Annotated in this window: 39 protein-coding genes; all 39 read left to right on the top strand. The window is 33.4% G+C overall.

Annotated features, from left to right (window positions below; genetic code table 11):
- Nucleotides 1–24: 24 nt before the first annotated feature.
- The 39 genes from NV379_RS01955 (at nt 25) to NV379_RS01775 (ending at nt 24,808) form a co-directional block, all read left to right on the top strand.
- On the top strand, nt 25–1,848 hold the full coding sequence (locus tag NV379_RS01955; RefSeq protein WP_258205577.1) for a hypothetical protein: 1,824 nt from the start codon (nt 25–27) through the stop codon (nt 1,846–1,848).
- 63 nt (nt 1,849–1,911) lie between these two features.
- Nucleotides 1,912–2,250 carry a hypothetical protein gene (locus NV379_RS01950; RefSeq protein WP_258205576.1) on the top strand — a complete coding sequence of 113 codons (339 nt, stop codon included), beginning with the start codon at nt 1,912–1,914 and terminating at the stop codon, nt 2,248–2,250.
- Nucleotides 2,251–2,318: 68 nt separating this feature from the next.
- A complete protein-coding gene (locus tag NV379_RS01945) occupies nt 2,319–2,819 on the top strand; it encodes a hypothetical protein (RefSeq protein WP_258205575.1) in 501 nt (166 codons plus the stop codon).
- Nucleotides 2,820–2,879: 60 nt separating this feature from the next.
- Nucleotides 2,880–3,701, top strand: coding sequence for a phosphoribosyltransferase family protein (locus NV379_RS01940; RefSeq protein ID WP_258205574.1), 822 nt, complete (start codon nt 2,880–2,882; stop codon nt 3,699–3,701).
- Between the two features lies 1 nt (nt 3,702).
- On the top strand, nt 3,703–5,211 hold the full coding sequence (locus tag NV379_RS01935) for a nicotinate phosphoribosyltransferase (RefSeq protein WP_258205573.1): 1,509 nt from the start codon (nt 3,703–3,705) through the stop codon (nt 5,209–5,211).
- Between the two features lie 97 nt (nt 5,212–5,308).
- On the top strand, nt 5,309–5,692 hold the full coding sequence (locus NV379_RS01930; protein ID WP_258205572.1) for a YoqU family phage-derived protein: 384 nt from the start codon (nt 5,309–5,311) through the stop codon (nt 5,690–5,692).
- A gap of 35 nt (nt 5,693–5,727) precedes the next feature.
- Nucleotides 5,728–6,078: a spore protein H gene (locus NV379_RS01925; RefSeq protein WP_258205571.1), complete on the top strand. Its 351-nt coding sequence runs from the start codon at nt 5,728–5,730 to the stop codon at nt 6,076–6,078.
- Nucleotides 6,068–6,286: a hypothetical protein gene (locus NV379_RS01920; protein WP_258205570.1), complete on the top strand. Its 219-nt coding sequence runs from the start codon at nt 6,068–6,070 to the stop codon at nt 6,284–6,286. Before NV379_RS01925 ends, NV379_RS01920 begins: the two co-directional genes overlap by 11 nt.
- On the top strand, nt 6,276–6,593 hold the full coding sequence (locus tag NV379_RS01915; protein ID WP_258205569.1) for a hypothetical protein: 318 nt from the start codon (nt 6,276–6,278) through the stop codon (nt 6,591–6,593). The genes NV379_RS01920 and NV379_RS01915 overlap by 11 nt, the downstream gene beginning before the upstream one ends.
- A 38-nt stretch (nt 6,594–6,631) precedes the next feature.
- Nucleotides 6,632–6,850: a hypothetical protein gene (locus tag NV379_RS01910; protein ID WP_258205568.1), complete on the top strand. Its 219-nt coding sequence runs from the start codon at nt 6,632–6,634 to the stop codon at nt 6,848–6,850.
- Nucleotides 6,851–7,075: 225 nt separating this feature from the next.
- On the top strand, nt 7,076–7,303 hold the full coding sequence (locus tag NV379_RS01905; protein WP_258205567.1) for a hypothetical protein: 228 nt from the start codon (nt 7,076–7,078) through the stop codon (nt 7,301–7,303).
- 86 nt (nt 7,304–7,389) lie between these two features.
- Entirely contained in the window at nt 7,390–7,599 is a 210-nt protein-coding gene (locus tag NV379_RS01900; protein WP_258205566.1) for a DUF3797 domain-containing protein, read from the top strand.
- Between the two features lie 92 nt (nt 7,600–7,691).
- Entirely contained in the window at nt 7,692–7,925 is a 234-nt protein-coding gene (locus NV379_RS01895; protein ID WP_258205565.1) for a hypothetical protein, read from the top strand.
- Nucleotides 7,926–8,078: 153 nt separating this feature from the next.
- A complete protein-coding gene (locus NV379_RS01890) occupies nt 8,079–9,734 on the top strand; it encodes a DHH family phosphoesterase (protein ID WP_258205564.1) in 1,656 nt (551 codons plus the stop codon).
- Between the two features lie 30 nt (nt 9,735–9,764).
- The gene (locus NV379_RS01885; protein ID WP_258205563.1) at nt 9,765–10,001 is read left to right on the top strand and encodes a hypothetical protein; all 237 of its coding nucleotides are present in this window, start codon (nt 9,765–9,767) and stop codon (nt 9,999–10,001) included.
- Between the two features lie 217 nt (nt 10,002–10,218).
- A complete protein-coding gene (locus NV379_RS01880) occupies nt 10,219–11,103 on the top strand; it encodes a prohibitin family protein (RefSeq protein WP_258205562.1) in 885 nt (294 codons plus the stop codon).
- Nucleotides 11,104–11,197: 94 nt separating this feature from the next.
- Nucleotides 11,198–11,608: a hypothetical protein gene (locus NV379_RS01875; protein WP_258205561.1), complete on the top strand. Its 411-nt coding sequence runs from the start codon at nt 11,198–11,200 to the stop codon at nt 11,606–11,608.
- 5 nt (nt 11,609–11,613) lie between these two features.
- Nucleotides 11,614–11,865, top strand: a complete 252-nt coding sequence (locus tag NV379_RS01870) for a hypothetical protein (protein ID WP_258205560.1) — start codon at nt 11,614–11,616, stop codon at nt 11,863–11,865.
- A 397-nt stretch (nt 11,866–12,262) separates the two neighbouring features.
- Entirely contained in the window at nt 12,263–12,418 is a 156-nt protein-coding gene (locus tag NV379_RS01865; protein WP_258205559.1) for a hypothetical protein, read from the top strand.
- 71 nt (nt 12,419–12,489) lie between these two features.
- Complete coding sequence (locus NV379_RS01860) at nt 12,490–12,726, top strand: Acb2/Tad1 domain-containing protein (RefSeq protein WP_308860243.1); 237 nt, start codon at nt 12,490–12,492, stop codon at nt 12,724–12,726.
- Entirely contained in the window at nt 12,720–13,100 is a 381-nt protein-coding gene (nrdI, locus tag NV379_RS01855; protein WP_258206197.1) for a class Ib ribonucleoside-diphosphate reductase assembly flavoprotein NrdI, read from the top strand. Before NV379_RS01860 ends, nrdI begins: the two co-directional genes overlap by 7 nt.
- Before the next feature lie 4 nt (nt 13,101–13,104).
- Nucleotides 13,105–15,159, top strand: a complete 2,055-nt coding sequence (gene nrdE, locus NV379_RS01850) for a class 1b ribonucleoside-diphosphate reductase subunit alpha (protein WP_258206196.1) — start codon at nt 13,105–13,107, stop codon at nt 15,157–15,159.
- Nucleotides 15,160–15,171: 12 nt separating this feature from the next.
- The gene (nrdF, locus tag NV379_RS01845) at nt 15,172–16,164 is read left to right on the top strand and encodes a class 1b ribonucleoside-diphosphate reductase subunit beta (RefSeq protein ID WP_258205557.1); all 993 of its coding nucleotides are present in this window, start codon (nt 15,172–15,174) and stop codon (nt 16,162–16,164) included.
- A gap of 74 nt (nt 16,165–16,238) precedes the next feature.
- Nucleotides 16,239–16,670 (top strand): dUTP diphosphatase, encoded by a 432-nt coding sequence (locus tag NV379_RS01840; RefSeq protein WP_258205556.1) that lies wholly within the window; start codon nt 16,239–16,241, stop codon nt 16,668–16,670.
- Nucleotides 16,671–16,792: 122 nt separating this feature from the next.
- A complete protein-coding gene (locus NV379_RS01835; RefSeq protein ID WP_258205555.1) occupies nt 16,793–17,230 on the top strand; it encodes a hypothetical protein in 438 nt (145 codons plus the stop codon).
- A complete protein-coding gene (locus NV379_RS01830; protein ID WP_258205554.1) occupies nt 17,227–17,514 on the top strand; it encodes a DUF2829 domain-containing protein in 288 nt (95 codons plus the stop codon). The genes NV379_RS01835 and NV379_RS01830 overlap by 4 nt, the downstream gene beginning before the upstream one ends.
- Before the next feature lie 59 nt (nt 17,515–17,573).
- Nucleotides 17,574–18,503, top strand: a complete 930-nt coding sequence (locus tag NV379_RS01825) for a hypothetical protein (RefSeq protein WP_258205553.1) — start codon at nt 17,574–17,576, stop codon at nt 18,501–18,503.
- Between the two features lie 145 nt (nt 18,504–18,648).
- On the top strand, nt 18,649–19,191 hold the full coding sequence (locus tag NV379_RS26150; protein ID WP_373426064.1) for a CPBP family intramembrane glutamic endopeptidase: 543 nt from the start codon (nt 18,649–18,651) through the stop codon (nt 19,189–19,191).
- 13 nt (nt 19,192–19,204) lie between these two features.
- Nucleotides 19,205–19,426: a hypothetical protein gene (locus NV379_RS01820; RefSeq protein WP_258205552.1), complete on the top strand. Its 222-nt coding sequence runs from the start codon at nt 19,205–19,207 to the stop codon at nt 19,424–19,426.
- A complete protein-coding gene (locus NV379_RS26015; protein WP_308860236.1) occupies nt 19,427–19,714 on the top strand; it encodes a metallophosphoesterase in 288 nt (95 codons plus the stop codon).
- Between the two features lie 113 nt (nt 19,715–19,827).
- Nucleotides 19,828–20,145, top strand: coding sequence for a hypothetical protein (locus NV379_RS26010; protein ID WP_308860235.1), 318 nt, complete (start codon nt 19,828–19,830; stop codon nt 20,143–20,145).
- A gap of 114 nt (nt 20,146–20,259) precedes the next feature.
- Complete coding sequence (locus NV379_RS01810; protein ID WP_258205551.1) at nt 20,260–20,547, top strand: hypothetical protein; 288 nt, start codon at nt 20,260–20,262, stop codon at nt 20,545–20,547.
- Nucleotides 20,548–20,643: 96 nt separating this feature from the next.
- Nucleotides 20,644–21,264, top strand: coding sequence for a sigma-70 family RNA polymerase sigma factor (locus NV379_RS01805; RefSeq protein WP_258205550.1), 621 nt, complete (start codon nt 20,644–20,646; stop codon nt 21,262–21,264).
- A gap of 319 nt (nt 21,265–21,583) precedes the next feature.
- Nucleotides 21,584–21,796, top strand: a complete 213-nt coding sequence (locus tag NV379_RS01800) for a hypothetical protein (protein ID WP_258205549.1) — start codon at nt 21,584–21,586, stop codon at nt 21,794–21,796.
- 58 nt (nt 21,797–21,854) lie between these two features.
- On the top strand, nt 21,855–22,196 hold the full coding sequence (locus tag NV379_RS01795; protein WP_258205548.1) for a hypothetical protein: 342 nt from the start codon (nt 21,855–21,857) through the stop codon (nt 22,194–22,196).
- Nucleotides 22,197–22,227: 31 nt separating this feature from the next.
- Entirely contained in the window at nt 22,228–22,410 is a 183-nt protein-coding gene (locus NV379_RS01790) for a hypothetical protein (protein ID WP_258205547.1), read from the top strand.
- A 15-nt stretch (nt 22,411–22,425) separates the two neighbouring features.
- Entirely contained in the window at nt 22,426–22,719 is a 294-nt protein-coding gene (locus NV379_RS01785) for a hypothetical protein (protein WP_258205546.1), read from the top strand.
- Between the two features lie 88 nt (nt 22,720–22,807).
- Complete coding sequence (locus tag NV379_RS01780; protein WP_258205545.1) at nt 22,808–23,341, top strand: hypothetical protein; 534 nt, start codon at nt 22,808–22,810, stop codon at nt 23,339–23,341.
- A 204-nt stretch (nt 23,342–23,545) separates the two neighbouring features.
- Entirely contained in the window at nt 23,546–24,808 is a 1,263-nt protein-coding gene (locus NV379_RS01775) for a Gabija anti-defense Gad2 family protein (protein ID WP_258205544.1), read from the top strand.
- The last annotated feature ends 68 nt before the right edge of the window (nt 24,809–24,876 follow it).

Genomic DNA, 24,876 nt, shown 5'->3' with positions numbered 1-24,876 from the left:
AACATGTATAAGGAGGATATTGTGGTGAACGAGTGTGAAGTAAAAGTAAATGTAATAAATCAGCTTAAACTTCTCAGACAAAGCACATTTAAAGATAAGCTATCCTTTCTTGACGAAGACATTCAAAATGCTCAGAGGGCTAAAGCAACAAGAGTGAATGTGACTATTGATTATTCTAATAAAGTTGTATCAATTGAAAATGATGGTAAGATACTCGAAAATCCACAAGCGTTATTTTCAATTGCAGAATCAGAATGGGATGAAGATATTCAAAATAGTGAAACACCTTTTGGAATGGGATTCTTCAGCAATATTACAGTTAGTGACTATATCGAAGTGTACTCAGGCAACAAACATATTGTCTTTAATGTTGAAAATATGATCCAAACCAATCAGACGAAAATCGAAGTAGTCGAAGTAAAAGATACATACAATGGATTCAAGTTAATATTAAGGAATTTTGACTTTACCCAAATTGGATCACATATGATTCGAGAACGAGTTGAGGTTTTAGGTAAGTACATACATGAACTAGACATATATTGTGATGGCAAATTGCAACTTAAGAAAGAATTGACTGAGGGTGATGGTAGTGTATTTTTAAGTAAAATTGAAAACGAACCATCATTTAAAGGTTGGATTGCACTTAACGCTGGTTTTAGTCAAGATCTCAAAGTGTTTTATAAGGGTAGATACGTAACCAAGCTAGAGGGTTTCTATTATGCGAAAGGTGATTTGCATATAACGGATAAGGCTCTAAATTTAACAGCGCCTGATCGGAAAGATATTGTTAGAGATAGTAAGTACAATGATTTTGTAATGATTATTAAAAAATACCTAGAAAAGTTAGCGAATGAGAGTGTTATTCAAGGTAATCAAAATGACATTGAACGTCATATTGACGCTATATCTAATTATGCCGATAAAAATAAATTGAAAAACGAAATGACGTTCTTGCTGCTTAAAACAGAGAATGAATGTGACGCGAAATACTTAACTGGAATTGCTCTAGCAAAGAGACAGAGTGGAGACATTAAAACTTTGAATGATTATGAGGTGTTCATTAAGTCTCAAGCAGCAAAACAATCAGAGTCTCATTTTGAAGAAGTATTAATTGAAAGCGATGTGAAAGTAAAAGCACCAGAAGCAAAAGGCTTAGTTCATCATAGTGGAAGTTCTGGAAGTGTTGGGTGGACTGAAAAGCATGAGATTAACGAAGATCAGTTAGAAGAAAGAAAAGGTCAACACATTCACTTTGACGAAGAACCTGTGTTTTGGTTGGGATTTGATGAAGTGTTGGAGCAAGAAGCAAAATTTAAAATTGCGCAACATTATGGTTTGAGAGTAATTGTGTCACGTAACAAATTTGAAAGCAGTGTTTTAGAAATGTTGGGATGGGAACAAAACATCGTTCATATCTCTGAATTAACAGAAAAGACAAGCATAAAAGCTACTCTAACGAATACAGAATTATCCATTAAAGAAAAAAGAGCATTAATGTTGCTAGATATGATTAGCAGAGTTGTTGGTTTTAATAGAAACGTGTTTGCAATAGGTAATTTGATGGTATTAAAAGAAACTTCTGTGGAAGTATTGAATCGAACAATTGAAAAAATAGAGGAAGAATTTATTGCTGTTCGTGATTATTCAAATGATAAGATATATATTGATAGAATAGCAATTGATAAAAGTAAATTAAGAGAAGATGTAGAAGAAAATCTAGACTTAGAGGATTATAAGTTCATCTTATTAAATTTAAAGGAAATTGTGCGTGAACTTGGATTGATGGATTTTGACAAACCAATAGACCTGTATGGAAGTATCATCAATACATTAGCAGTTGCATGATACATAGACAATATATAATTGATTATTTGTATGATTGAAGTTTTTTGAAAGGGGGCTGTAAAATTGAAAATTAAAGGTGAAGCAAAACTGATTCTGTTTGATCATGAATGGTATATGGATCTAATACTTGAGGTTAAGTTTAAACTTCCTGAGCAAATTTTTTCGAGAACAAGAAGGGCGCTTCTTTGGAAGTCTAGCGGTAAAACTTTTGCAGAATGTCTAGCAATAATTGACAATGTGGATCAATTACATGAAATGGCTAAGGAGGTAATTTTGGAGTATATAAAAGAAAAATATAAACATACAGATAAAGATGATTTTAAAATGCAAATTGATGTCTTGATTAATAAGATAAATAAGGATTTTAAGGTTGAGGTTGAATACCCAGATCCAGATAAATGAATTAGTAGAACTTGAAATAATACAGTTACTTATTGAAAAAAATTATGACAAATAAGGAGCAATAGACGATGAATCAGTGTTTTAAGATTAAACATGGAACAAACTATGATAAGAAAGTTAAGAAGCACTTTACAAAAAAACCACTATGGAAAAATGTCATGGTTAGAGTTGGTGCGCTGCTAGATGAGAATGTAACTCAAATGGCTATACACGCAACTGAATTATGGGTTAACACTGATGAAATGAATAAAGTTGAAAACAAAAAATTATTTAATAAAGACGGTAAGTTAAAAAACAATTCAAAACGAGCAAAAGAAATACTAGAAAACTATAAGAAAATAGTTAGTGATGAAGGTTTAGCTGATTTTGAAGATTTGAGGTTGATAAATTTTACTTACGGTGTAATGAGATTGCAAGGTCAGAAGTTAGAGAGCTTTGTGACAAGTGAAAATGATATTTTTTATAAAGCTGATTTTAATTTAGAAGATAGAGCAAAGGGACTTGTTGAACCAATCACCGAGATTGAGTATGAAGAGAAGTATTTAGAGGAGCTAAAGAAGAACCAATAAAACAGTGATTTCATTCCAATCTATGAAAAGATCGATAAAACCAAGAGAGGTGTATAACTTTTGATTAAATTAAATAATGAAGTTGTAACTTTTACATCGTTTCCTAATGGTGAAACAAAATTAGAACAATCAGGATTAATTATTCTGACTCATAATAAAATTGTATTTAAGTATGAAAATGACGGAGATCTAATTAAACTTATGTTTTTGAAAAAATACCTAGATACATTAAAAGTGATTTGTAGTTTAACTATTATGTACATGCCATATAGCAGAATGGATAGAAGCGAGAATGATTCGCCTTTCACACTTAAATATGTAACCGAATATATTAATCTATTACAATTTTACAGTGTTGAGTTAGTTGAGCCACATTCAGATGTATCAATCGCCTTACTTAATAATTGTAGAGCAAACTATATTGATTTTGAATTGCTAAAATTAGTAATTAGAGAAATTGATTTTGATATTGAACAAGATTACATTATGTTCCCAGATGCAGGGGCTAGTAAGAGATACAGTAAAATGAAATATAAAAATGTGATTGTTGGTGACAAAGAAAGAGATTTTCAATCAGGAGAAATTAAAGAAGTCTCATTACATGGAAATTTCAAAGGCAGTGGAAAGAAAGTTATCATTGTTGATGATCTATCGTCTTATGGTGGCACATTTGTGAAAAGTGCTAAAGCATTACGTGACAAAGGATTTAATGAAGTTTACTTACTAGTTGCGCATGCAGAGAATAGTATTTTCAAAGGTGAGCTTTTTAACCATATCAACAAAGTATTCACCACAAATAGTATTGTTTCTGAACAAAATCATTGGGATAACTTGAAGTATAAAGAACAATTAAAAATTTATGAACTAGAAGAGGTGTTGTAAAATGACAAATACAATTTATCCAGCAAGTTTGCTTTGTGATTTTTATAAAGTGTTTCATAAGAATCAGTATCCTAAAAATACTCAACAAATCTATTCCACATTTACTCCTCGTAGCAAAAAATACTTTCCGCAAGCTGATAAAGTTGTAGTTTTTGGGATTCAAGGATTCATTAAAAAATACTTAATTGATTACTTTAACACACACTTCTTTAATCGAACGAAAGAAGAAGTTGTTCAGGAATATGTAAGGACTATTAGATATTCGGCTGCTATACCTAATCCAGACACAGCTCATATTGAAGCATTACACGATCTAGGTTATTTACCTGTTAGAATCAAAGCATTAAAAGAGGGTAGTAAATCACCTATTAAGGTTCCTGTGCTGACAATTGAGAATACAATGCCTGACTCTCGTCCTGAATTTTATTGGTTGACGAACTATTTAGAGACATTAATCTCTGCTGAAATCTGGCAACCTATGACTTCAGCAACGACAGCATATCAATACCGTAAGCTATTGGACGAGTACGCTTTAAAAACGACTGGGGGCACAGATAGTGTTGGTTTCCAAGGGCATGACTTTTCTGCACGGGGAATGGTTGGCTTAGATGGTGGAGCTGTTAGTGGGGCAGGACATTTGTTATCATTCACTGGAACAGATACAATTCCAGCTATTGCATACCACGAGGCATACTATAATGCAAATATTGAAAAGGAGCTAGTGGGAACTTCGATTCCAGCAACAGAGCATAGTGTAATGAGCGCTAGTACAGATCCAGATAGTCGGGATGAGTTTGAAATGTATAAGCGACTAATCACAGAGATTTATCCCAATGGATTTTTTAGTGTAGTATCTGATACATATGATTTTTGGGCAGTAGTTGGAGATATCTTACCACGCTTAAAAGATGAGATTATGAATCGTGATGGGAGAGTTGTAATTCGTCCTGATAGTGGAGATCCAGTTCTTATTATCACAGGAAACCCAGACGGAGAAACTGAACTAGAACGCAAAGGGCTAATTGAGTGTTTATGGGATATTTTTGGAGGTACTTTATCAGAACAAGGATATAAAGTGTTAGATACACATATTGGTGCAATTTATGGGGACTCAATCACACTTGATCGAGCTGAACAAATTGTTGAAAGACTTGAAGCAAAGGGATTTGCAAGTACGAATATTGTTTTAGGTATTGGAAGTTATACATATCAACACGTAACCCGTGATACTCTTGGCTTTGCTATGAAAGCAACATATGCATTGATTAATGGCGAAGAAAGAATGCTCTTTAAAGACCCTAAGACAGATGATGGAACTAAACGTAGTCAGCGTGGGCGTGTTGCTGTAGTTAGAGTAAATGGTGAATTAACAGTAGTTGATGGTTTGGAAAAGCACACCTATGATGAAAATTTTGCTGCGATTGATCAATTAGAAGATGTTTTTGTAGATGGAGTGTTAGTTCGAGATGAGACTTTATCAGAAATTCGGAAGAGAGTGCTTTGTAAATAATAATCTAAAGTATGAATGATGGCTACTGAGGTGGTAATCACATAACAAAATATTATCATGAAATACGATTTTCAATGGGAAGTGGGGAGGAATATAAGTGTCTAAAAAGTTGGAAGAAAGACAAGAACGAATTGCTATTGTGAATCGAATCATTATGGAGATTGGTAATCGTGGAAGAAAATTCTTTTATAAACCTAACCACTATGGATATGCTCACTTTGTCCAAGAAGGAAAGAGTCTTTGGTATATAGATGATTACACTGGAGCTAAGGTTTATCCATATGAACGATTCGATAAGGGCTTCAGTCACGGTGGAACACTTTGGGGGTTAATTAATGATTTTAGATACTTTATCATTAGAGGAACTCATTCGAATGGGAAGCATGGATACGGCGGACTTCACGGATCACATTGGGCATATCCAGAAGAAGACATGGTGGCTATTCAGCAGCTTGCTAGAGAGCTGGGATACATAGAATGATTGTGTGAGTAACATTCTCGAATGAACTTGTGGTGATGTTTGGAGATTCGCATAAACCTTGGATGATGCAACTTGATGAATATTGTTGGGATAATAGAAAATCCTTAACAACCATTGAGAAGGTTGAGATGTCGCACTCCAAATGGATTAGCTGGGGAGGGTTGAAATGGTGTCTATCTGAAAAGTTTCAGCAGCAGTTGAAAAGAGAAGGTGTTCAGGATCATGAACGAGATAATCCAAAACCAAGACAATACAGCAAAATGAATTTTGTACATAACAACATGGTAGATGATAAAGCGAGAAGGATATTTTACAACTGTCTTAATGATATTGGCGAGCCAAGTTTACTTTACTATAAAAGCAGGAGGAAAGTAGATGAAGAATGAGGATGGCATTAGAGTGAGATGGAGTAAGCTCGAAAAAGACTGGATAATTCATTATCCCAATAGTCATGATGGTTTTCTTACGAGTGACTTTGTTGGTGGTAGAGATTCGTTCAAAGAGTGGATTAAAGAGTTGAGTGAACGTGAATATGACCTTTCCACACTGAAGATTTCAGTGAGGTTAAGAACGGATGGTGTAAATGGAAGTTAATGCTGATTTATACGATTTTCTAAAAGAAAATGAAACTGGTCTTTATACAAAAGAATTTAATAGAAATAAAACAGTTTACGCTTATGTGCATGTATATTTCAATAGTTTATCTGAATTTGCTGAAATTGTAGGTTCCCATCCTTTTGATGAAGGTGGTATGCAAGTGACAATGTTTGAAAGCACAATTGCCATCGAATTGAACGACATTATTGATGGAGATGGGCATTATTTGAGCAGCTATAAGAAGTGCTTTAACGAATACGATTGGGAACAGTATGAAAAACAGATTGAGGAAATGGAAAGATAATGATACAGCGATTTCAATTGAAATGAGGTGGTTTAAAAATGAAAATTAATTATGTATTTCTTGAGCCAGTACATCCATACGCCTTTCGGAGACCAAATTGTGATATTCCCCTGATCACAGGATTAGTCCATGTAAAACCTGATGAGAAGGATTTGAAAGAAAGAATGTGTTTCGAGGTTACATATGAAGATGGATTTAAGGATTACGTTCCCACAAGCGAAGTCGATGATGGAAGTTATAAGTTTGTAGTCCAATAAAATAACAGTTTTATTGGAATGGAGCAATAGATAATGAATAACTTTTGGTTTTGGGTATTTTACTTATACTCTATGTTATTAATGATATATGTAGGCGTATATTGCCTTAGAAAACGTTCTTTTTCTTGGAAGGAGCTAATGTGGTTTCTAGCAGGTTGCTTATTTATTTGGTTGGAAAATAAAATATATTAAACTGCAAATTATTATTATTGAAAGGGATACAATATGAAACAAATTGAAAGAGATATTTTAACACTGCATATGCTACAATACTTGCTTGAAGCAGAGGAAGAGAATATCAACAGTTATATCCCAGAATTCGATATCCATAAACTTCGAGCGTTATCAAAAAAGATGAAGTATTTTGAGACAGAAGAGGCATTAATAGGATCTATGAGTGAATTAGCAAATAATTGCTATAAACGCGTAAAAAAGAAGTTTAAAAACATCTGAATATTTTCTTTTAAATTAATGTTATTTGTAAACGGCTAACAAAATTTATTTTTGATTTGATTAAATATAAAAAGGAGAACTAAAAAATGTCGAAGTTTAAATACGGGAAATTAAAACTAACAAGTACTTTTCTATTCATTAAATTGGGGAAGAAATATAATAATTGTGAGTCTTGTGGAAGTGAGAAGACAGGAGAAGATGAGGGAAGCATGCATTTTGATGGTGTCACAGGTCATTTCAAGAGGACTTGTAAGTGTGGTTGGGAAATTGAACTTGTTTTTGAAAAAGTTGAGTAATATTAGGGTATGAATCTTTTATTGTGCTTCTCATAGCAATAAGTATATGTTTTCATATTAAATTCAAATAATAAATAATTGGGAGATGTACTATGATAACTGAAAATGTAATCGAGGTTGAAGCAGGTAAGAGAATTGAAACCAATTTTTCGTTGAATGAACAACAGACTAAGACACTTCACCAAATTGCTTATAGGTGCTTGGGTATGGCGTATGATATGGATTCAGACTTTACATTGAGCTCAAAGGAAACTGCACTATTGGGAAGCTTTATGTTTGGAATTGAAGAGCTAAAACATATTGATTTAAAAAGTAAAAAACTATAATACATATAATAATACATAATATTATTTTGGGTGAAGACACCTGAAAAATAAAATAAATAATATAAAAGTATTGACTTATTGTTAATACATTTAGTATATTAGCAAAGCAAGATAAATAACAAAGAGGAGGTGAAATATCTGAAATGGTTACAAATGACACCAAAATTACCCTATAGTGATATTGATGGCATTGGAAGAAAACTAGCTGCAATCCATGGAATTGCTGATTTGCAAAGATTCACAACTCCAGACAGTCAAGAGTTGCATAGTCCATATCTTCTAAAAAACATTGAGAAAGCAGCTAAAGAAATATACATAGCAATAAAGAATAAAATGAAAATTGTAATTCACATTGATATTGATAATGATGGAGTTACATCTGGCACATTAATGTACAGCAACTTAAAAAAATTCACAGATAATGTGTTCTATATCCATTCTCAAAGATCAGAAGGACATTCCATTGATGTTACAGAAGATAAGATACCTGATGACACTGATTTGCTTATAATTATCGATTCCTCAACTAACAGTGTCGAGGCTTGTAAGAGGATTACAAATAATAATATCAAGGTAATCGTAATTGATCATCATGAGCAGGATTTAATGAATCCATATTGTACACTTGTAAATCCTCAACAAAAAGGTTGTGAATATCCCAATAAGTTGATCTCTGCTGCTGTTGTAGCTTGGAAAGTATGTCAAGTACTTGATGAGTACTTTAAAACAAGTCATAGTGAAGATTATTATGATGTTGTTGCTATCGGATTAACAGGGGATGTAATGAGTTTGATGGAGTATGAGAATAGATACATAGTTTACAAAGGGTTAAGTATGAAAAATGAAGGAATTAAAAGTCTTTTATCTGAAATGAAAAAGGACTTGAATGGATTGTCATCATCTGACATTAGTTATTCAATATCTCCTTGCATTAATGCAGCATGTAGAATGGATAAAATTGAAGTAGTAATTGAACTATTAATTGAAACAGACCCTAAAAAAGCTAAAGTATTAGCCAAGCAAGTTATTGCAATGAATGAAGAGCGTAAGAAAATTCAAGCTAAATATGTTGAAGAGCTGCGACCTTTAATAGACGATAAAGACAAATGTTCTATTATCATCAATAATGAAATAGGTAAAGGGTTTAAGGGGTTAGTTGCAGGTGAGTTTTGTAATGAGTTACAAAAGGCAATTATGGTCTTATCTGAAGATGAGAATGATACATATTCAGGAAGCTATCGTGCCTATAATGATTTTGATTTAAGGTCATTTTTAAACAGTATACCAGAAGTAGAGTATGCTGCTGGACATGCTTCTGTTGGAGGAGTTAGATTTAAACGCTGTGATCTGGATAAGGTTCAAAGGTATCTTAATGAAAATCTACAAGCCATTAATAATGAGTTAGAGTACATTATGGAATTTGATATTGAAGAATTGAACGAAGGATTAATTAAAAAAATCGAGTCCTTTTATCGAATCAGTGGCAAAGGATTTGAAACTGGTAGATTTCTAATCTCAAATATTCGTCCTCAGAAGAAAGATGTACTAGGAAAAGATCGAAATACTGTCAAGATCCCATGTACACCAATGAGTAGATCATATTTCTATGATGATGATGAATTATTGAAAATGACTCCTTCATTATCATTAATGAAATTTAGAACAAACGAACATTATTTTAGCGAAGAAATAATGGGGAAAGAAATTAAAGCGATAGGAACTCTGAACTTTAACGAGTTTAAGGGTTTCAAGGGGAAAGTTAGCAAATCTAGTCAATTGTTTTTAGAAGACTATAGAGTAGTAAATTAAAATAAAACATACATAAGAGGAGAAAAACAAATGAATACATATTATGGACTAGCATTAGACAGTAAAGGTAACGCAAAATTGGTAAGCAATTTATCAGGTTCTCGTGCAGTGGCAGAAAAAGAATTAAAGGATCTTTGCAAAAAAGCAGGTTTAGTATATGGTAGCTTACGTCCCACTGGGAATAAAAAGAGTGGTGGAAGCACTCTGACTAAATACGCAAAAGCTAGAAAAGTTAAAAATGGAAAAGCAGGACGTATTTTAGATTAAAGAAAATGAAATCCGTCTTTCATGGGGAATGGAAAACTAGACTGTTAAATGCGAGGAGATTAAATGTATTCGTTGTACGTAGGTTTCTTTCTACTAATTATATTTATAGCTTTCCTGTGGTTATGTTTGGCAAGTAAGTTCAATTTTGTTGGGAAGATTATTTCATTGTTCGCGGAACCATTTAAAAAATCAATTAAAAAAGAGGAGAAAAATATTAATGAGTAAATTTTCAATTGGCGGTATCTTTCTAGGAGCTTTACTATTCATTGGAGTGATTTTTGGATTTATGAGTGTGACTAAAATTGAAGCTGGATTTGCAGGTGTAGTTTACAACACGAATGGAGGAATTGAAGAACAAACACTTAATCAAGGGTGGCACGTAGTTGCCCCTTGGAAAAAGGTAACTGAATACCCAGTATCGACAGAAACGGTCTTTTTATCCAAAACACCTCATGAAGGATCTAAGGGAGATGAATCATTCAATGTATCCACCAAAGAAGGAAAGCAGGTTAGTCTTGATGTGCGATATGCGTATCATATGGATGCTGAAAAACTACCTCACATCTTCACTAAATTTCGTGGAGCCAATGTGAGCACAATTGAAGGTGGCTACTTAAAAAATACAGTTCAAGCGACTGTACAAAGTGTAACTTCCGAATATCCAGTTCTTGAAATCTATGGTGTAAAACGTGATGAGATTACTGCGAAAGTTTCAAAAGAACTGACTACCGCTCTTGGTAAAGAAGGAATTACAATTGAGACATTTGCATTTGGTGAGATTCGTCCGGATGAAAATACATTGAAAGCTATCCAAGATAATGTTAACGCACAACAACAATTAGCAACACTTGAAATTCAGAAGAAACAAGCTGAAGCCACTGCTGATAAACAACGTATTGAAGCTAAAGGCGTTGCTGACTCCGAGCTAATCAAGGCTCAAGGGGTAGCAAAGGCTAACGAAACTCTTAAACAGTCATTAACTCCTGAATTAATTCAAATGGAAATTGCTAAGAAATGGGATGGCAGATTACCTACTGTATCAGGTGGAAATACTCCTATGATTCAACTACCTACTACAACAAACGAAACAGTTAAGAAATAAGAATAAGGGGATAAAGTCCCCTTTTCAAAAATGAAGTCTTTTAATAGTAAGTAGAGAACTTGAATTAATATTATTGAACAGGGAGAATAGTGAAATGCATTATCATGAATGTAGAGATAAATTGGTAGTTGGGGATTTTGTATACATATGTGATTATCGTTTTAAGGATATCAATAATAAAGCTATCCGTCACATTAAACCAGTTAAAGTTATTGTTTGCAGCAATGAAGACTTGCCAAAGAATAAGAGGGTTTACTATTCTGAACATCACTTTAAACCAGTCGATAAAAATGGAAAAGTAAAGGCACAGATTATTGCTCCATATGACAATACAGGTTATAGATTTCACACTGGGACATCACTCAATATTTTCTTCAACGAGAGAGATTGTGTCAAAAAATATAAGAATCAATGCCTTGAAATTTTGGAACAGTTTAATAAGGCTAAGGCAGCTAAAATTGATTACTTCGACAAGATGATTGAAGAGATTAGCAATGAGTTGTAGAACGAGTGAAAGTCGAATATCACAAGGAGGATGAAATGCCATACTTTTATCAAGTGCGAAGATTAAATTTAGGTGAATGGGCTGAACCAGAGAATGGAGAAGTTTTAATTCATACAGCAAAACTGACTCAAATAGAATTTGATACATATGTGAAACAAGCGAGTGTCGCAAATTGCTATCTAGAAGACATTGATGCATACTTAATTGAAAATTTTGGATTCAGTAAAACTGAATATATGATTTCGGAGCTGCCATAAAATTCTCGTTTTAAGTGGAAAGGAGAGGGAAAGATTGCATGGGAGACATTTTTCAAACGTTTGATTGAGGTAGCTTCATTTTGGGATTACTTGCAGCAATTATTCTAGGTGGGGTAGGTGCTTTACTAATAGGATTATTCAGTGAAGCTTAAGATATTTGGTAGAGAGTTAATTAGTTGAGTTTGAAATTGTTGCTTTTGATGATGTGATAAAATGAAAAATGTTATTGTTAGTTGTATTTTATCAAGGTTGGTGGTGATTTAGATAAAAGTTTTAGAATTTATCTTTCAAGATTTTTGGCATTGGCTAGGTACGTTTTTATTACTAGGTGTCTTAGTAAATGGGTTAGTGGCTCTTATTAAGAAGTGAAAAATAATAGGCAAGGGGTGAGCAAAAAATGCCGAATCAAGAGATGGTAACAATTCCTAAAGAGAAGTACGAAGCTTTACTAGATAGAGACTATTTTCTGGAGTGTCTTGAGTGGTGTGGAGTATACAGTTGGCAGGGGTATGGAGATGCCTATAAGATGTATGAAAATGAAGATGAAGCTTAAATAGTGCATGACGATGTGGTATGAAAAGCAATGAAACTACGATTTCATAAGAATAAAAGGAGGTGATTAGTATTAATCCAACCATTGAGAATAACTTTATGTATCATTCACCAAAAGAAGGGCAAGCAGAGAAGTATAGTGCAATAAGAGAAAAGGCTAAAGAATTGGCTTATTTGATTGATGAGTTGTGTCCAAATAGTCGTGAGAAATCCAAAGCAATGACAGAGCTAGAGGATTCTGTTATGTGGGCAAATGCGAGTATTGCAAGGAATTATTTAATCAATGAAAAGAGTGGAGCTTCCTGTTAGTTGTATACGATAGTAAGACTGGAAATGTTAAGAGGTTTGTAGATAAGTTAAATGTTAGAAATACAAAAATACATAATAATTTATTAGTAGAAGAGCCATATGTATTAATCACTTACACAACAGGATTTGGTAAGATTCCAGAAACAACACAGGAATTTTTGAAATTAAATAAATTGAATTTAATGGGTGTCGCATCTAGTGGAAACATGAACTGGGGAAGTAGATACTCGATAGCCGCAGTTATAATTGCAGAATTATACTCCGTTCCAATTATACATAGGTTCGAATTATCTGGTACATCAAAAGACGTAGAGGTATTTAAACAGGAGGTATTAAAACTTGTCAGTACAGAAGTGGATTCAACTCAACAATGAGATTATGGTTAAGAAAGATGGACAGTTTCAGTTTGAAAAGGACAAAGAAGCAGTTAAGAGTTACTTTGTTGATTATGTAAATCAGAACACAGTATTCTTTCATGATTTAGAAGAAAAGATTGATTACTTAATCGAAAATGATTACTACGAGAAAGAATTATTTGATAAGTACAAGTTTAGTGACGTAAAGAGATTATTCAAATTTGTTTACTCGAAGAAATTCAGATTTCCGTCTTTTATGAGTGCGTTTAAGTTCTATAACAATTACTCTCTAAAAACTAAGGATGGAACAAAATTCTTAGAGCGTTATGAGGATCGAGTATCAGTTGTTGCTTTATTTCTAGGTGATGGTGATATTAACAAAGCAATGCGACAAGCAGATATTCTTATTTCACAGGAGTATCAACCTGCCACGCCATCAATGCTTAGTGCAGGACGTAAGCAACGAGGGGAGTTAGTTAGCTGCTTTTTACTAGAGGTTAACGACTCAATGAACGATATATCATTTGCCATTAATCAAGCTTTGCAACTCAGTAAGTTAGGTGGGGGAGTCAGCCTTAATCTTAGTAAAATAAGAGGCGCAGACGAAGCTATTAAAGGGATTGAAGGTCGCGCAAGTGGTGTGTTACCAGTAATGAAGTTGCTTGAAGATGCATTCTCTTACGCTAATCAGCTTGGTCAGAGGGATGGTTCAGGATCTGCATATTTAAACGTATTTCATTCAGACATTGAATCATTCTTGGATACAAAAAAAATCAATGCCGATGAAAAAACACGGATCAAAACATTGTCCCTCGGCGTAGTTGCACCTAATAAATTTTTCGAACTTGTGGAAAAAGATAAAGATATGTACTTATTCTATCCTCTTACTGTGTATAAGGAATATGGAGTTCATCTCGATGATATGGATATCAGTGAGATGTATGATGAGTTAGTGAACAATCCGAATGTGCGTAAGAAAAAAATCGCTGCGAGAGATTTAATGACAAAGATTGCACAAACCCAGATGGAATCAGGTTATCCGTACATAATGTTCGTTGATAATGCAAATGAATGTCATGCTTTAAAAGAAATAAATATGGTAAAATTTTCTAATCTCTGTTCTGAAATTTCAATGTTGAGTGAAGTATCAACGATTACTGATTATGGCAAAGAAGACATTATTGGTAGAGATATTTCATGTAATCTTGGTTCTTTAAATATTGTAAATGTCATGAAGAATAAACGAATGAGAGAGACAATACATAATGCAATGGATGCTCTTACTATTGTAAGTAACAAAACTAATATAGCCAATGCTCCGGGAGTAGCAAAGGCAAATCGTGAACTGCACTCTGTAGGTCTTGGTGCAATGAATTTACATGGGTACTTAGCGACAAACAAAACTCAATACGAATCTGTTGAGGCTAAAGACTTTGTTCGAACCTTCTTTATGATGATGAACTACTACTCCCTAGAACGTTCAATGCTTATCGCCAAAGAACGTAATGAGACTTTCAAGGATTTTGAGAGAAGCGAATATGCGAATGGTAACTATTTTACTAAATACTTGGTGAATGATTATTCTCCTAAAACAGATAAGGTGAAGAAATTATTTGATTGGACAGATATTCCTACTATTGAAGATTGGAAACGTCTAATGGAAGAAGTAGCTGAGTTTGGATTGTATCATGCATATCGCCTCTGCGTTGCACCAACTGGCTCGATTTCTTATCTACAATCTTCAACTGCATCTATTGCACCTATTACACAGAAGATCGAAGAACGTGAATATGGGGATTCGAAGACAATCTATCCGATGCCTTATTTAAGCGGAGAGAATTTCTTCTTCTACAAAGAAGCATATGACATGGATATGTTTAACTTAATTGATTTGGTAGCTGAAGCACAACAGCACGTAGACCAAGCTATTTCAACAATCCTTTATGTAAAGGATGATTTAACAACTAGAGATTTATCAAAATACTACATCTACGCACAGAAGAAGGGTTTAAAAACGTTGTACTATACTCGAACCAAGAAAAAGACAATTGAAGAGTGCATCTCTTGCAGTGTGTAAAGGAGTAAATAAATGAAAACATTCGAAGCTGTTAACTGGAACTCTCCAGAATCAGATTATACGGAATTACTTTGGTCACAAAATACATCTCAGTTTTGGTTAGATACGGAAATCCCTGTATCTAAAGATATGAAATCATGGAGTAAGTTAAGTGAAATCGAGAAAGACACGTTTATGAAGGTATTAGGTGGTTTAACATTACTAGACACAGAGCAAGGTAATGTTGGAATGCCAATGATCGCACAGCACATTAAAGAAAAGCAGAAGAAAGCTGTTCTAATATTTCAAGCTGCAATGGAAGAGGTACACGCCAAGAGTTACAGTACAATCTTTACTACAGTCGCTAGTACAGAAATGATTAATGAAACGTTTGAATGGGTTAAAAAAGATAAGCATTTGCAACGTAAGGTGTCGAAGATTAATGAAAAGTATACAGGAATTGTTGATGGAGACAATTTAAGTTTATATAGGGCACTTGTTGCTTCTGTGTTTTTAGAGTCATTTTTATTCTATTCTGGATTCTTCTATCCGCTGTTCCTTGCTGGTCAAGGTAAAATGGTTGCGAGTGGTGAGATTATTAAGTTGATCATTCGTGACGAGAGTGTGCATGGCGTGTTCGTTGGATTGCTTGCTCAGGAAGTATATCGAAAAATGTCCAATGAGGATCAAGGTGCAGCTGATAAATTTGTTCAAGAGTTTCTTATGGATCTGTACAAGAATGAATTGGAATATACAGAGAAGTTGTATGATGCAATCGGTTTGACACATGAAGTTAAAAAATATATTCGTTATAACGCTAATAAAGCAATGATGAATTTAGGACTTGAGCCACAATTTGAATCAGAAGAAGTAAATGCAATTGTTCTCAATGGAATTCGAACAGAAACGAGTACGAACGACTTCTTTTCGACCAAAGGTTCTGGATATCAAAAAGGCAAGGTTGAGGCATTAAGAGATGAAGATTTTACATATCTGAATGAACGAGCAAGTCAAAATTGGTACTAAGAAGGAGAGTTTTGAATCTCTCCTTTAAAACAAATGAATTTAATTAAGCAAAATTTAATAATAGGAGAGTATATATGAAACAAATCAAAATTAAATACTTCGATGAAACATTAGAAAATATCAGTAAAATCGAAATCGGTGATTGGGTGGATTTACGTTCTGCGACTGATATTGAACTAAAGCAATTTGAATACAAATTAATCCCGTTAGGAATTGCAATGGAATTACCTGAAGGATATGAAGCAAATGTTGTACCACGCTCAAGCACATTTAAAAATTTTGGAATTCTACAAACTAATTCATACGGCGTTATTGATGAGTCTTACTGTGGTGATAACGACCAATGGCATTTTCCTGCATTAGCAATGCGAGAAACTGTAATCAAGAAGGGTGAACGTATTTGTCAATTTCGCATCAACAAGAAGATGGAAGATGTTGAATTTCTTGAAGTAAAACAATTAGGTAATCCTGATCGTAATGGTATCGGTTCTACAGGGACTAATTAAATAAGCTACTCACAAGAGTATGAGTGGGAAGGAGGTGACTCACCTTAAAAGTAATCAATAAATCAAAATTAATTAAAACAAATCAGGTTATCGATTGTATCAATTTGCTGAATAAGAAGTACTTGAAACTAAAAACAGAGATCATTATCTATGACAATAAAATTCATATACTAATTGATTTACTGCGATTTAGACTCAAATGGACTTTTAAAGAACTAAAAGAAATACTTTTCAACAGCCATATAAATGGAGCATTTACAGACAAAAATGACAAAATAATTATCCTTATGTATAACATTAAATTAAAGTGCAGGGAAGAGGATTCATATCTTATACTATTTCATACAATAAGTACTCTATATCATGAAATTAGACATAGTTATCAACGAGTCAATAATCCTTTTAAATGGTGCAAAGGAAGAATGGCTTACGTCTCTGAAGGGGATGGTTACATTCAGCAATGGACTGAAAAGGATGCTTATGGGTTTGGAAACATGATGTTTGACAGGTATTTGAATAAGATTTGCGATATTTTATTTGAAAAGGAGAATGTTAAATGAATTTTGGACAAGCATTGGAAGCTTTAAAGGAAGGTAAGAAGGTTGCGCGAGAAAGTTGGAATGGTAAAGGAATGTTTATTTATCATGTTGAAGGATCTGATGTTTCCCCTGCGGATTTGCGTGGAGCTGCACAAAAACATGTTGGTTTCACAAAAAAGAGTATTGCCGATAAAGTGAAAATTAATGGGCATATAGATATGAAAGCAGCAGACGGAAGTATTGTAGTAGGTTGGCTTGCCTCCCAGACGGATATGTTAGCAGAAGATTGGACTGTAGTTGAATAATCTAAATAAAGACAAGTTAGATTCAAAATACATATTAGATCGTAAAGGGAGAATACAGCATGTTTAAACTAAATCATGATGAACTTATTAAATCAGAGAGAGTAATTCTAGGGGATTGGGTCAACGATGATCTTAACTATTTAGAATCAGCGTTACAGGAGCTAGAAGCACTAACAGGAACTAAAGTTATTCAGAAAGGAAGAGTTATTGCTTTTAGATCTACTGACACTTCTAAGTTATTCTCAGCATTCAAAGCAGCAGCTTATCTTGGCAGATACAATGACATGAAAAACACAGATAGATTTTCTAATAAGATGGTTAAGTCACATCACTCCTATGAACCAATTAGAGGTGAGTCCGTATCTTTTCTGTATGTCGGTGTTGGTAAACCGAATTACGATCATTTAGTTACATATTCTGTTGGACGGAATACGAGAATTGCCGCAGGACAAAGAGCTAATCTTCCTTATGGTATTGAAGTACCTGTTGAAACAAAAGATAAAGAAGGCTATGTTTCACGAAATTGGCAAAGGATCTTGGATGTTATCAATGTATGTGGTAAAGGTGACCAAACACCTGAAGTAAAAGAGCAATTGCAATCAGCTCGTTCAGAATTACCAGTTGGCTATATCATGCCACCATTCATTTTTGAGTTTAGTGAGGAAGCTTTAGCAAAGAATGTGTTTAGACAGCGATTGTGGGAACAAGGAGCACAAGGAGCTACTATCGAAATTGTTAATGATATGTGGGAATGCTGCTTAGAGTTAGACAAAGATAAATGGGAGAACCTGATGGACTATCATGGTTCGCATACAGTCATGTGGGAAAAGGCAATGAGAACACTAAGAGACAAAAGGTACACAATCAATGAACTGAAAAAGTTAGCTAATGATAAAGGATTTTCTAGCAATGAAAACACATCTCTATATGAGCTAATTCAAAACACTGTTGGTAAAAAGGTTCCAACGATGTGGGATAAAATGAAATAATAAAAAATGATATTGACATAACAAATTAATAGATATACACTAGGTTTAGCAGAAGAGGAAATAACTGCTAAACCTATTTTTTTATTAAGGAGGAAAGTCTATAAATAAAAAATATCAATACATAGTTTTTTATTATTTCGGATTCATGCTTGTTTCATACTTATTTCAAAACAAATACACCATAGTTCTTACTCCTCTGATTACTTTACTTTTAATCTTATACTTGCTTAAAGAAGAGATAAGGACTACCGACTTTAATTTAATCTTACTCAACACAGCAAATCTCGAACTGTCGTACTATGCTTTTGCTGTAGCTATTATTTCTCAAGGTATTTGCAACTTCTTACTTTCTCCTGAACCGAATCTATCAATGAAGGCAATGACATTTATTCCAGTAATGTCGGTTTATACTGTTTTAGTCGCTCCAGTCTTAGAGGAAATCGTGTTCCGAAAAATAATCTATGGAGAACTTCAAAAGCGATACAATGACTTCTCGTATTTTGCAGCAACATTCAGTTCGTTGTTATTCGCATTGTTTCATTTCAGTATGAATGGGTTTCTGGGTTATTTCGCAGTTGGTGTGGTCTTCTGCTTCTACTTCAACAAATCTAAAACAATTTACGTAACAATAATAGCTCACGCAATGATAAATCTTAGTGTAGTAATAGTTCAATCGTTAAGAACATAGAGAGGAACATCGAATGATCGTATCTGAAACAGCAAGGTTGTTTATTGAAAAATGCTTTGATAATGGAGATATTAGAGGAATTCAAGCTAGGTTTGGAGAAATATATTTGATTAATAATGAAAAATGTAAATTCGATCAAATTGTATTGAAGGAGATAATTGATTCAGAAAAGGTAAAAGTAATATATCAAACAGAAAAGATTGTAAATCTACTTGGGATAAAGGGAATGGGGTGAATGCAAATAAAACGAAGATTAGTTATTTCAGATATTCATGGTTGCTATGATGAATTCATTAGGCTGTTAGGAAAAGTATTCTATAATCACAAGGAAGATCAACTGATTCTACTTGGAGACTATTGTGACAGGGGTAAGAATAGTAAGAAAGTCATTGAACTAATAAAGTATCTCAATGAAGAGTGTGGAGCAATAGTATTAAAAGGAAATCATGATCAAATGTTCGTTGAATCAATTCTTGAAGATGATGATAGCAACTTTCTACTCAATGGTGGTTTGCAAAAATAGAAAGTTATTGTGGACTAAATTGGTTTGAAGAAGGATTTAATGAAGAGCGATACATAGCAGCAAAAAAGTTTATAAAAAAGCATTATAGTGGACATATAGAGTTTTTAAAGAGGTTGCCATATTATCATGAAGATGATAACAACATATTTGTGCATGCAGGAATCAATCCTTTTTATGCAGATTGGAGAAAGCAGAGCGAAGATGATTTTATTTGGATAAGAGACATCTTCATAAAATGTAAAACTAGCTTAGACAAGAAAGTTGTGTTTGGTCATACACCAACAATAAAGATACATGACAAAGAAGAAATTTGGTTTGGAGAGGACAAGATTGGAATAGATGGGGGCTGCTGTTTTGGGCTCCAGTTGAACTTATTAGAAATAAGTAATGAAGGATATAAAACATATTTTGTTAGGAAGAATAGGCATTGAAATTCGAGTTTTATTGTGTAAATATTTCTAAATGATTTACTTGAAAGTTTATACGAATTAGATGGGGAAGATAAGTTTGAACCATTAATAGAGTAAAAAAAGGAGAAGAGTAAAATGAAAAATGTTATTTTTGATGTATCTAAGGAATACCTTGGTAGACTAGCTGAAGCTATTGTTGATAACAACCCAGATAGTATGATTGTAGTAGCTCCACTTTCAGGCACTATGTCAGTTCACGCTCCCACAAAGAAGGGGAAAAGTAAAGGATATCATCGTATGAAGTTTGAAGTACGGATTCCTGAAGATGCAATCAAAGGTGAGGACGCTCTAGGCGATTTTGGAGCATTTACACTGATACGACTACCAAAATCGAGAGTACAGGATCATCTAATCAGAGAATAGAACTACTCTAGAAATTCCTGTTCCCACAGGAAGGTTGCAATGCTTACCTGTATTCTATTACATGGTTTTTAAGAAAGAGAAGGAGTTGATTGGCAATTGAATTGGTTTGAAATCGAATATGACAAAAGCCTAAATAATGAAGAACTATTTAGTAAGGCAAAATCAGGATGTGAGGAATCAAAGAATCTTCTATTTCAAAACAACATACCGTTTATCAGAAAAGTAGCGAAAAGGTGGAAAGCAAAAGGAATCTCGCTTGATGTAGAAGAGTTAATTAGTATTGGTGGGATAGCATTACTAAAAACATACAATGCTTATGATCCAGAGAGTGGATATAAATTTACTACATTGTTAGGAAAAGCCCTTACATGGACATTCGCAAATGAAGTGAAAAAGGTTAGCCAATTAAAATTTAATAAATACCCCACATTTAGTATGGATGATCATACTGGCGAAAAAGAAACTAGTCTCCACGATATTGTAGGTCATGAAGTTGAAATGGAGTCAAGTAAATACATAGATGTTGATCTAGATAAATTACTTTTACGCTTTCAAAAGATTGCTACTGAACAAGAGAAAGTTGTTCTATATAAGACATATGTAGAGAATGTATCATTAACTGATTTAGCTAAAGAATGGGGCAAAACTAGAGCTTTAACATCACTTATACATAGGCGCTGCATTGATAAATTAAGACGGATGAATAATATTGTATAACTATTGTAATGACATGTACTTGATTTCGAAGGTAGAAAAGTGACACTAAAAATCATATTTCATAAGGGGCTGATAAATTGTTTTGGAGAAAGAAGATATCAAAGTGCGAACACGACTGGCACGAACTCACCACAGGAAAGGAATACGTTGACTATACTACACATGGAATTCCAGACGGTAGATTTGAGATATTAACTCATATTTATTGTCCTAAGTGTGACATAAGAAAAAATGTTAGCGAACTTGAGGGGAAATTAATCTTAAAAGCGAATGAAATCAAGAAGCAATATAGAATAAAATGAAAGATGCATTTTATTAAATGAAAAGAGAATGGAGTATGGTAGTGAAAAGCAAAGTGAATAAATTTATTGTAAAATACAAAGAAGATAGCAAGTATGGTGAGGTAGGTGACCTGATAGATTCATTTACTCATCCTAGTGGGAGGGTAATGTATTCACTAGTATTTAATGATAGAGAATTAAAAGGATATTATTTAGATGAAATAGAGCCTCTTATGAAATTAATTAAATGATCTTTTAAACAAACCAAATAAAATAAAAGGCAAATTTCATTAGGAAAGGAGGAATTGAATGAACCGCCGACAATTTGAAGAAGATTATAATATGGAATTTATAACTCCAAATCCTCATTATGAATATTCATATAAAAAATGGCTTGAGTATTACTATCAAACTGAATTATATGACCGAAAAATTTGCACTGGCTTTAATGAGAAGACAGGTGATGCTGTTCCAACTAGTACGGTTGAATACACGGATATAAATAGGAACGCTAAAAGATTGATGAATGTAATTGTTTGTGATTTTAGAGATAAGGGAATAGAGAAATCAACATGGATCTCTGCAAGATGTGAAGCATCAAAGTATTCACATGAAGAAGTAAAAGAAATGTTGATACGGCTATCCCAATAAAAACTCCATTTCAAGGGGAAGTGAAAAGTAATTGGCTCAAATTATACTTATTAGCTATGAAGAAATTGACAAGAAAACTAAGAAGAAAACAGGTAGAGTGCTTGTATCACATGGAATCGATGTAGATACTTTTGAGAACATTGTATTACCAAGCGAGCCAATCAACGAAATTGGAAGATGGGATAAATATTTAGATGAATGGGTTTTACGATAAATCTTTAATTTTAATATGAAAGGGAATGCTAAGACTATGGAAACAGTTAATTTATTAAAAGATACTACGAATGAGAAAAATGCGATTACATTTAAAGAACTCTATCAGGATATTATCAATGAAATTAGAATCTATGAAAGACGTGGAGAATTGGATGAGTTGATGAAGCAAAAGGTCACTTTGTCATTTAATGATTTAAATGGGAGTGTTCTAGGTGGCTATTGCACTTTATTCGTTGGTTGGCTTGAAAGTGGAAGTGTTCATATTGTTGGAAGTTTATCTGATATTTATGAGCACAAGATCCAATAAAACATGAATTTCATCATAATAAGATACTGGATGTCGAATAGTTAGCATATTTGCTATTACCCAAGAAATTAGAAAGGATGAATATATTTTGAGGATTATTCAATTGTCTCTGTGCTATAGCGGAGAGGAAAAAATATCTCTTGTAACAGATATCGGATTTAATGAACATGAGACTTATAGGGGGTACTATTATCTCCAAAAGGATTGCTACCTGATTACTGCTGTTAAGCATTTTGGCTATGTAAAAGTAACTATTTCTGGGTATGAAGATCCAGATACGATTGTGAAATATGTAGATATGAAAGAGTTAGAATTTAAATCCTTTTGGGAGACATTGAGCAGCTTACGTCTTGAAGAAGTCATTGGAGTTTATAGCACATACATAGAGTTTAAAACGCTCACTGATATTTCTAAAGCCTTGATTGTTAAGGGATGGATCGATAAATATCAATTAGGTGTATTATCACACCCTCAGTATCAAGATACAAGTTATTGCCAACCTAATGGGTCATCGTATTTCTGGTTCCAAGACGAAGTAGAGTTTGGCTTTAATGACTATTTATTGCGCCTGAGTAAACTTGGATTGCCAATTGATTTAACGATAAAATCCAGTATTCATTAGAAGGAGCAAAATAATATGAACAAAGGAAAAGTAACAGAAGAGTAGGATATGTTGATATCTATAGTTGTATCTGAGTATGTAAAACGGATAAATACTATAAGTTTGAAATGGAATCAGTTTATAAAAAAGGTTGGATAAAAATAAAAATTATAAATTAATATGAATCAAAAAAACAAATGATTACAAATATGAAGGAGATATTGAATGAATAATATCGTACAAATTGTTGAAGACGCATTAGTCAAGGAAGCGAAAGAAAGAAATCAGAAGATGTTTCAATTTGAGAAAAATAAGCTCTACGCATATCTTGAAGACTTAAAGGACTCACTAATTAAGCATAAAGCATTCATAGCTGGAGGGACTATCACAAGCCTCCTTACAGGCAACGAGATTAACGATTTAGATATTTACTTTAGAAATGAAGAATCTTTAATCGCATTTCTAAAAGATCATTGGCAAGATGGAGAAACTTACGTAACCACACTAACAAAAAAATCGGTCTTGCTAGTTAAAGGAAAAGCCCCTGATTATAGGAATGTCCAACTTATCCATTTTAAATATTTTAATAACGCACAAGAGATTTTTGATACATTTGACTTTACTGTTTGTATGGGAGCATTTGATTTTACAACAGAACAGTTTATATTACACCAAGACTTCTTAAAACACAATTCACAACGTCTACTTAAATTTAATAAGGGTACAGCGTTCCCATTAGTCTCATTGCTAAGAGTGCAAAAATATAGCAAGAAAGGATATCATATCTCAAAACCTGAATTTATTCGCATTGCATTAAAATGTATGGATCTTGATGTAGACTCAGTGGATAAGCTAAAAGATCATCTTGGGGGAATGTACGGGATTAATTATGATAAAATCATTAATCTAGGAGAAGGTGAAGACTTTTCGCTTGATCTTGTAATCGATAAAATCTCTAATATTGCTCTGCGTGAAGACTATTTTAAAAAGCCTGTTGAAATTAAATTCGATAATCTTGAAGATATCATCGATTCTGTTAAGAAAAGACCTATACATATCATTTCTCTAGGAAATCAGTATTACCGTATTTATAGCTCTAACAAAATGAAACACTTAAACGCAAAGGCTCCGTTTTTCATTGAATTGAATTCTAAGGAATATTTCGAGAGTAAACGATTCTATAAATGGGTTCATAAGGAATCTGAAGGAAAGTATCAGAGTCACTATCAAGGTAGTTTTAAATACGAAGATGGTCAGACTGCAACAGCATTAGGAGATCATTTGTATTTCAATGAAAAAGAAGATATTGATTCATCTTTCTACAGTCAAAAAGGGGAACTTATTGAAGTAAAAGTCAATCATGAAGATTTTGTTGGCTTGAATGGTACATCGGTACACGCTAAGGCATGTACTGTAATTAGAGAGGTTCCTAAAACTGAGTGGGAACACTGGTTAGAAGAAGACTTGTCTGATGATGCTCCATTTTGATGTATGTGAAATGAGTAGTCGCTGCAAATGATCAATGTTTGTCTTTACAAAGTATCCATTAAAAGAAC

It is taken from the genome of Paenibacillus radicibacter (assembly GCF_024721995.1).
Classification (GTDB): domain Bacteria; phylum Bacillota; class Bacilli; order Paenibacillales; family NBRC-103111; genus Paenibacillus_AM; species Paenibacillus_AM radicibacter.
This window is presented reverse-complemented; position numbering and strand designations above follow the sequence as displayed.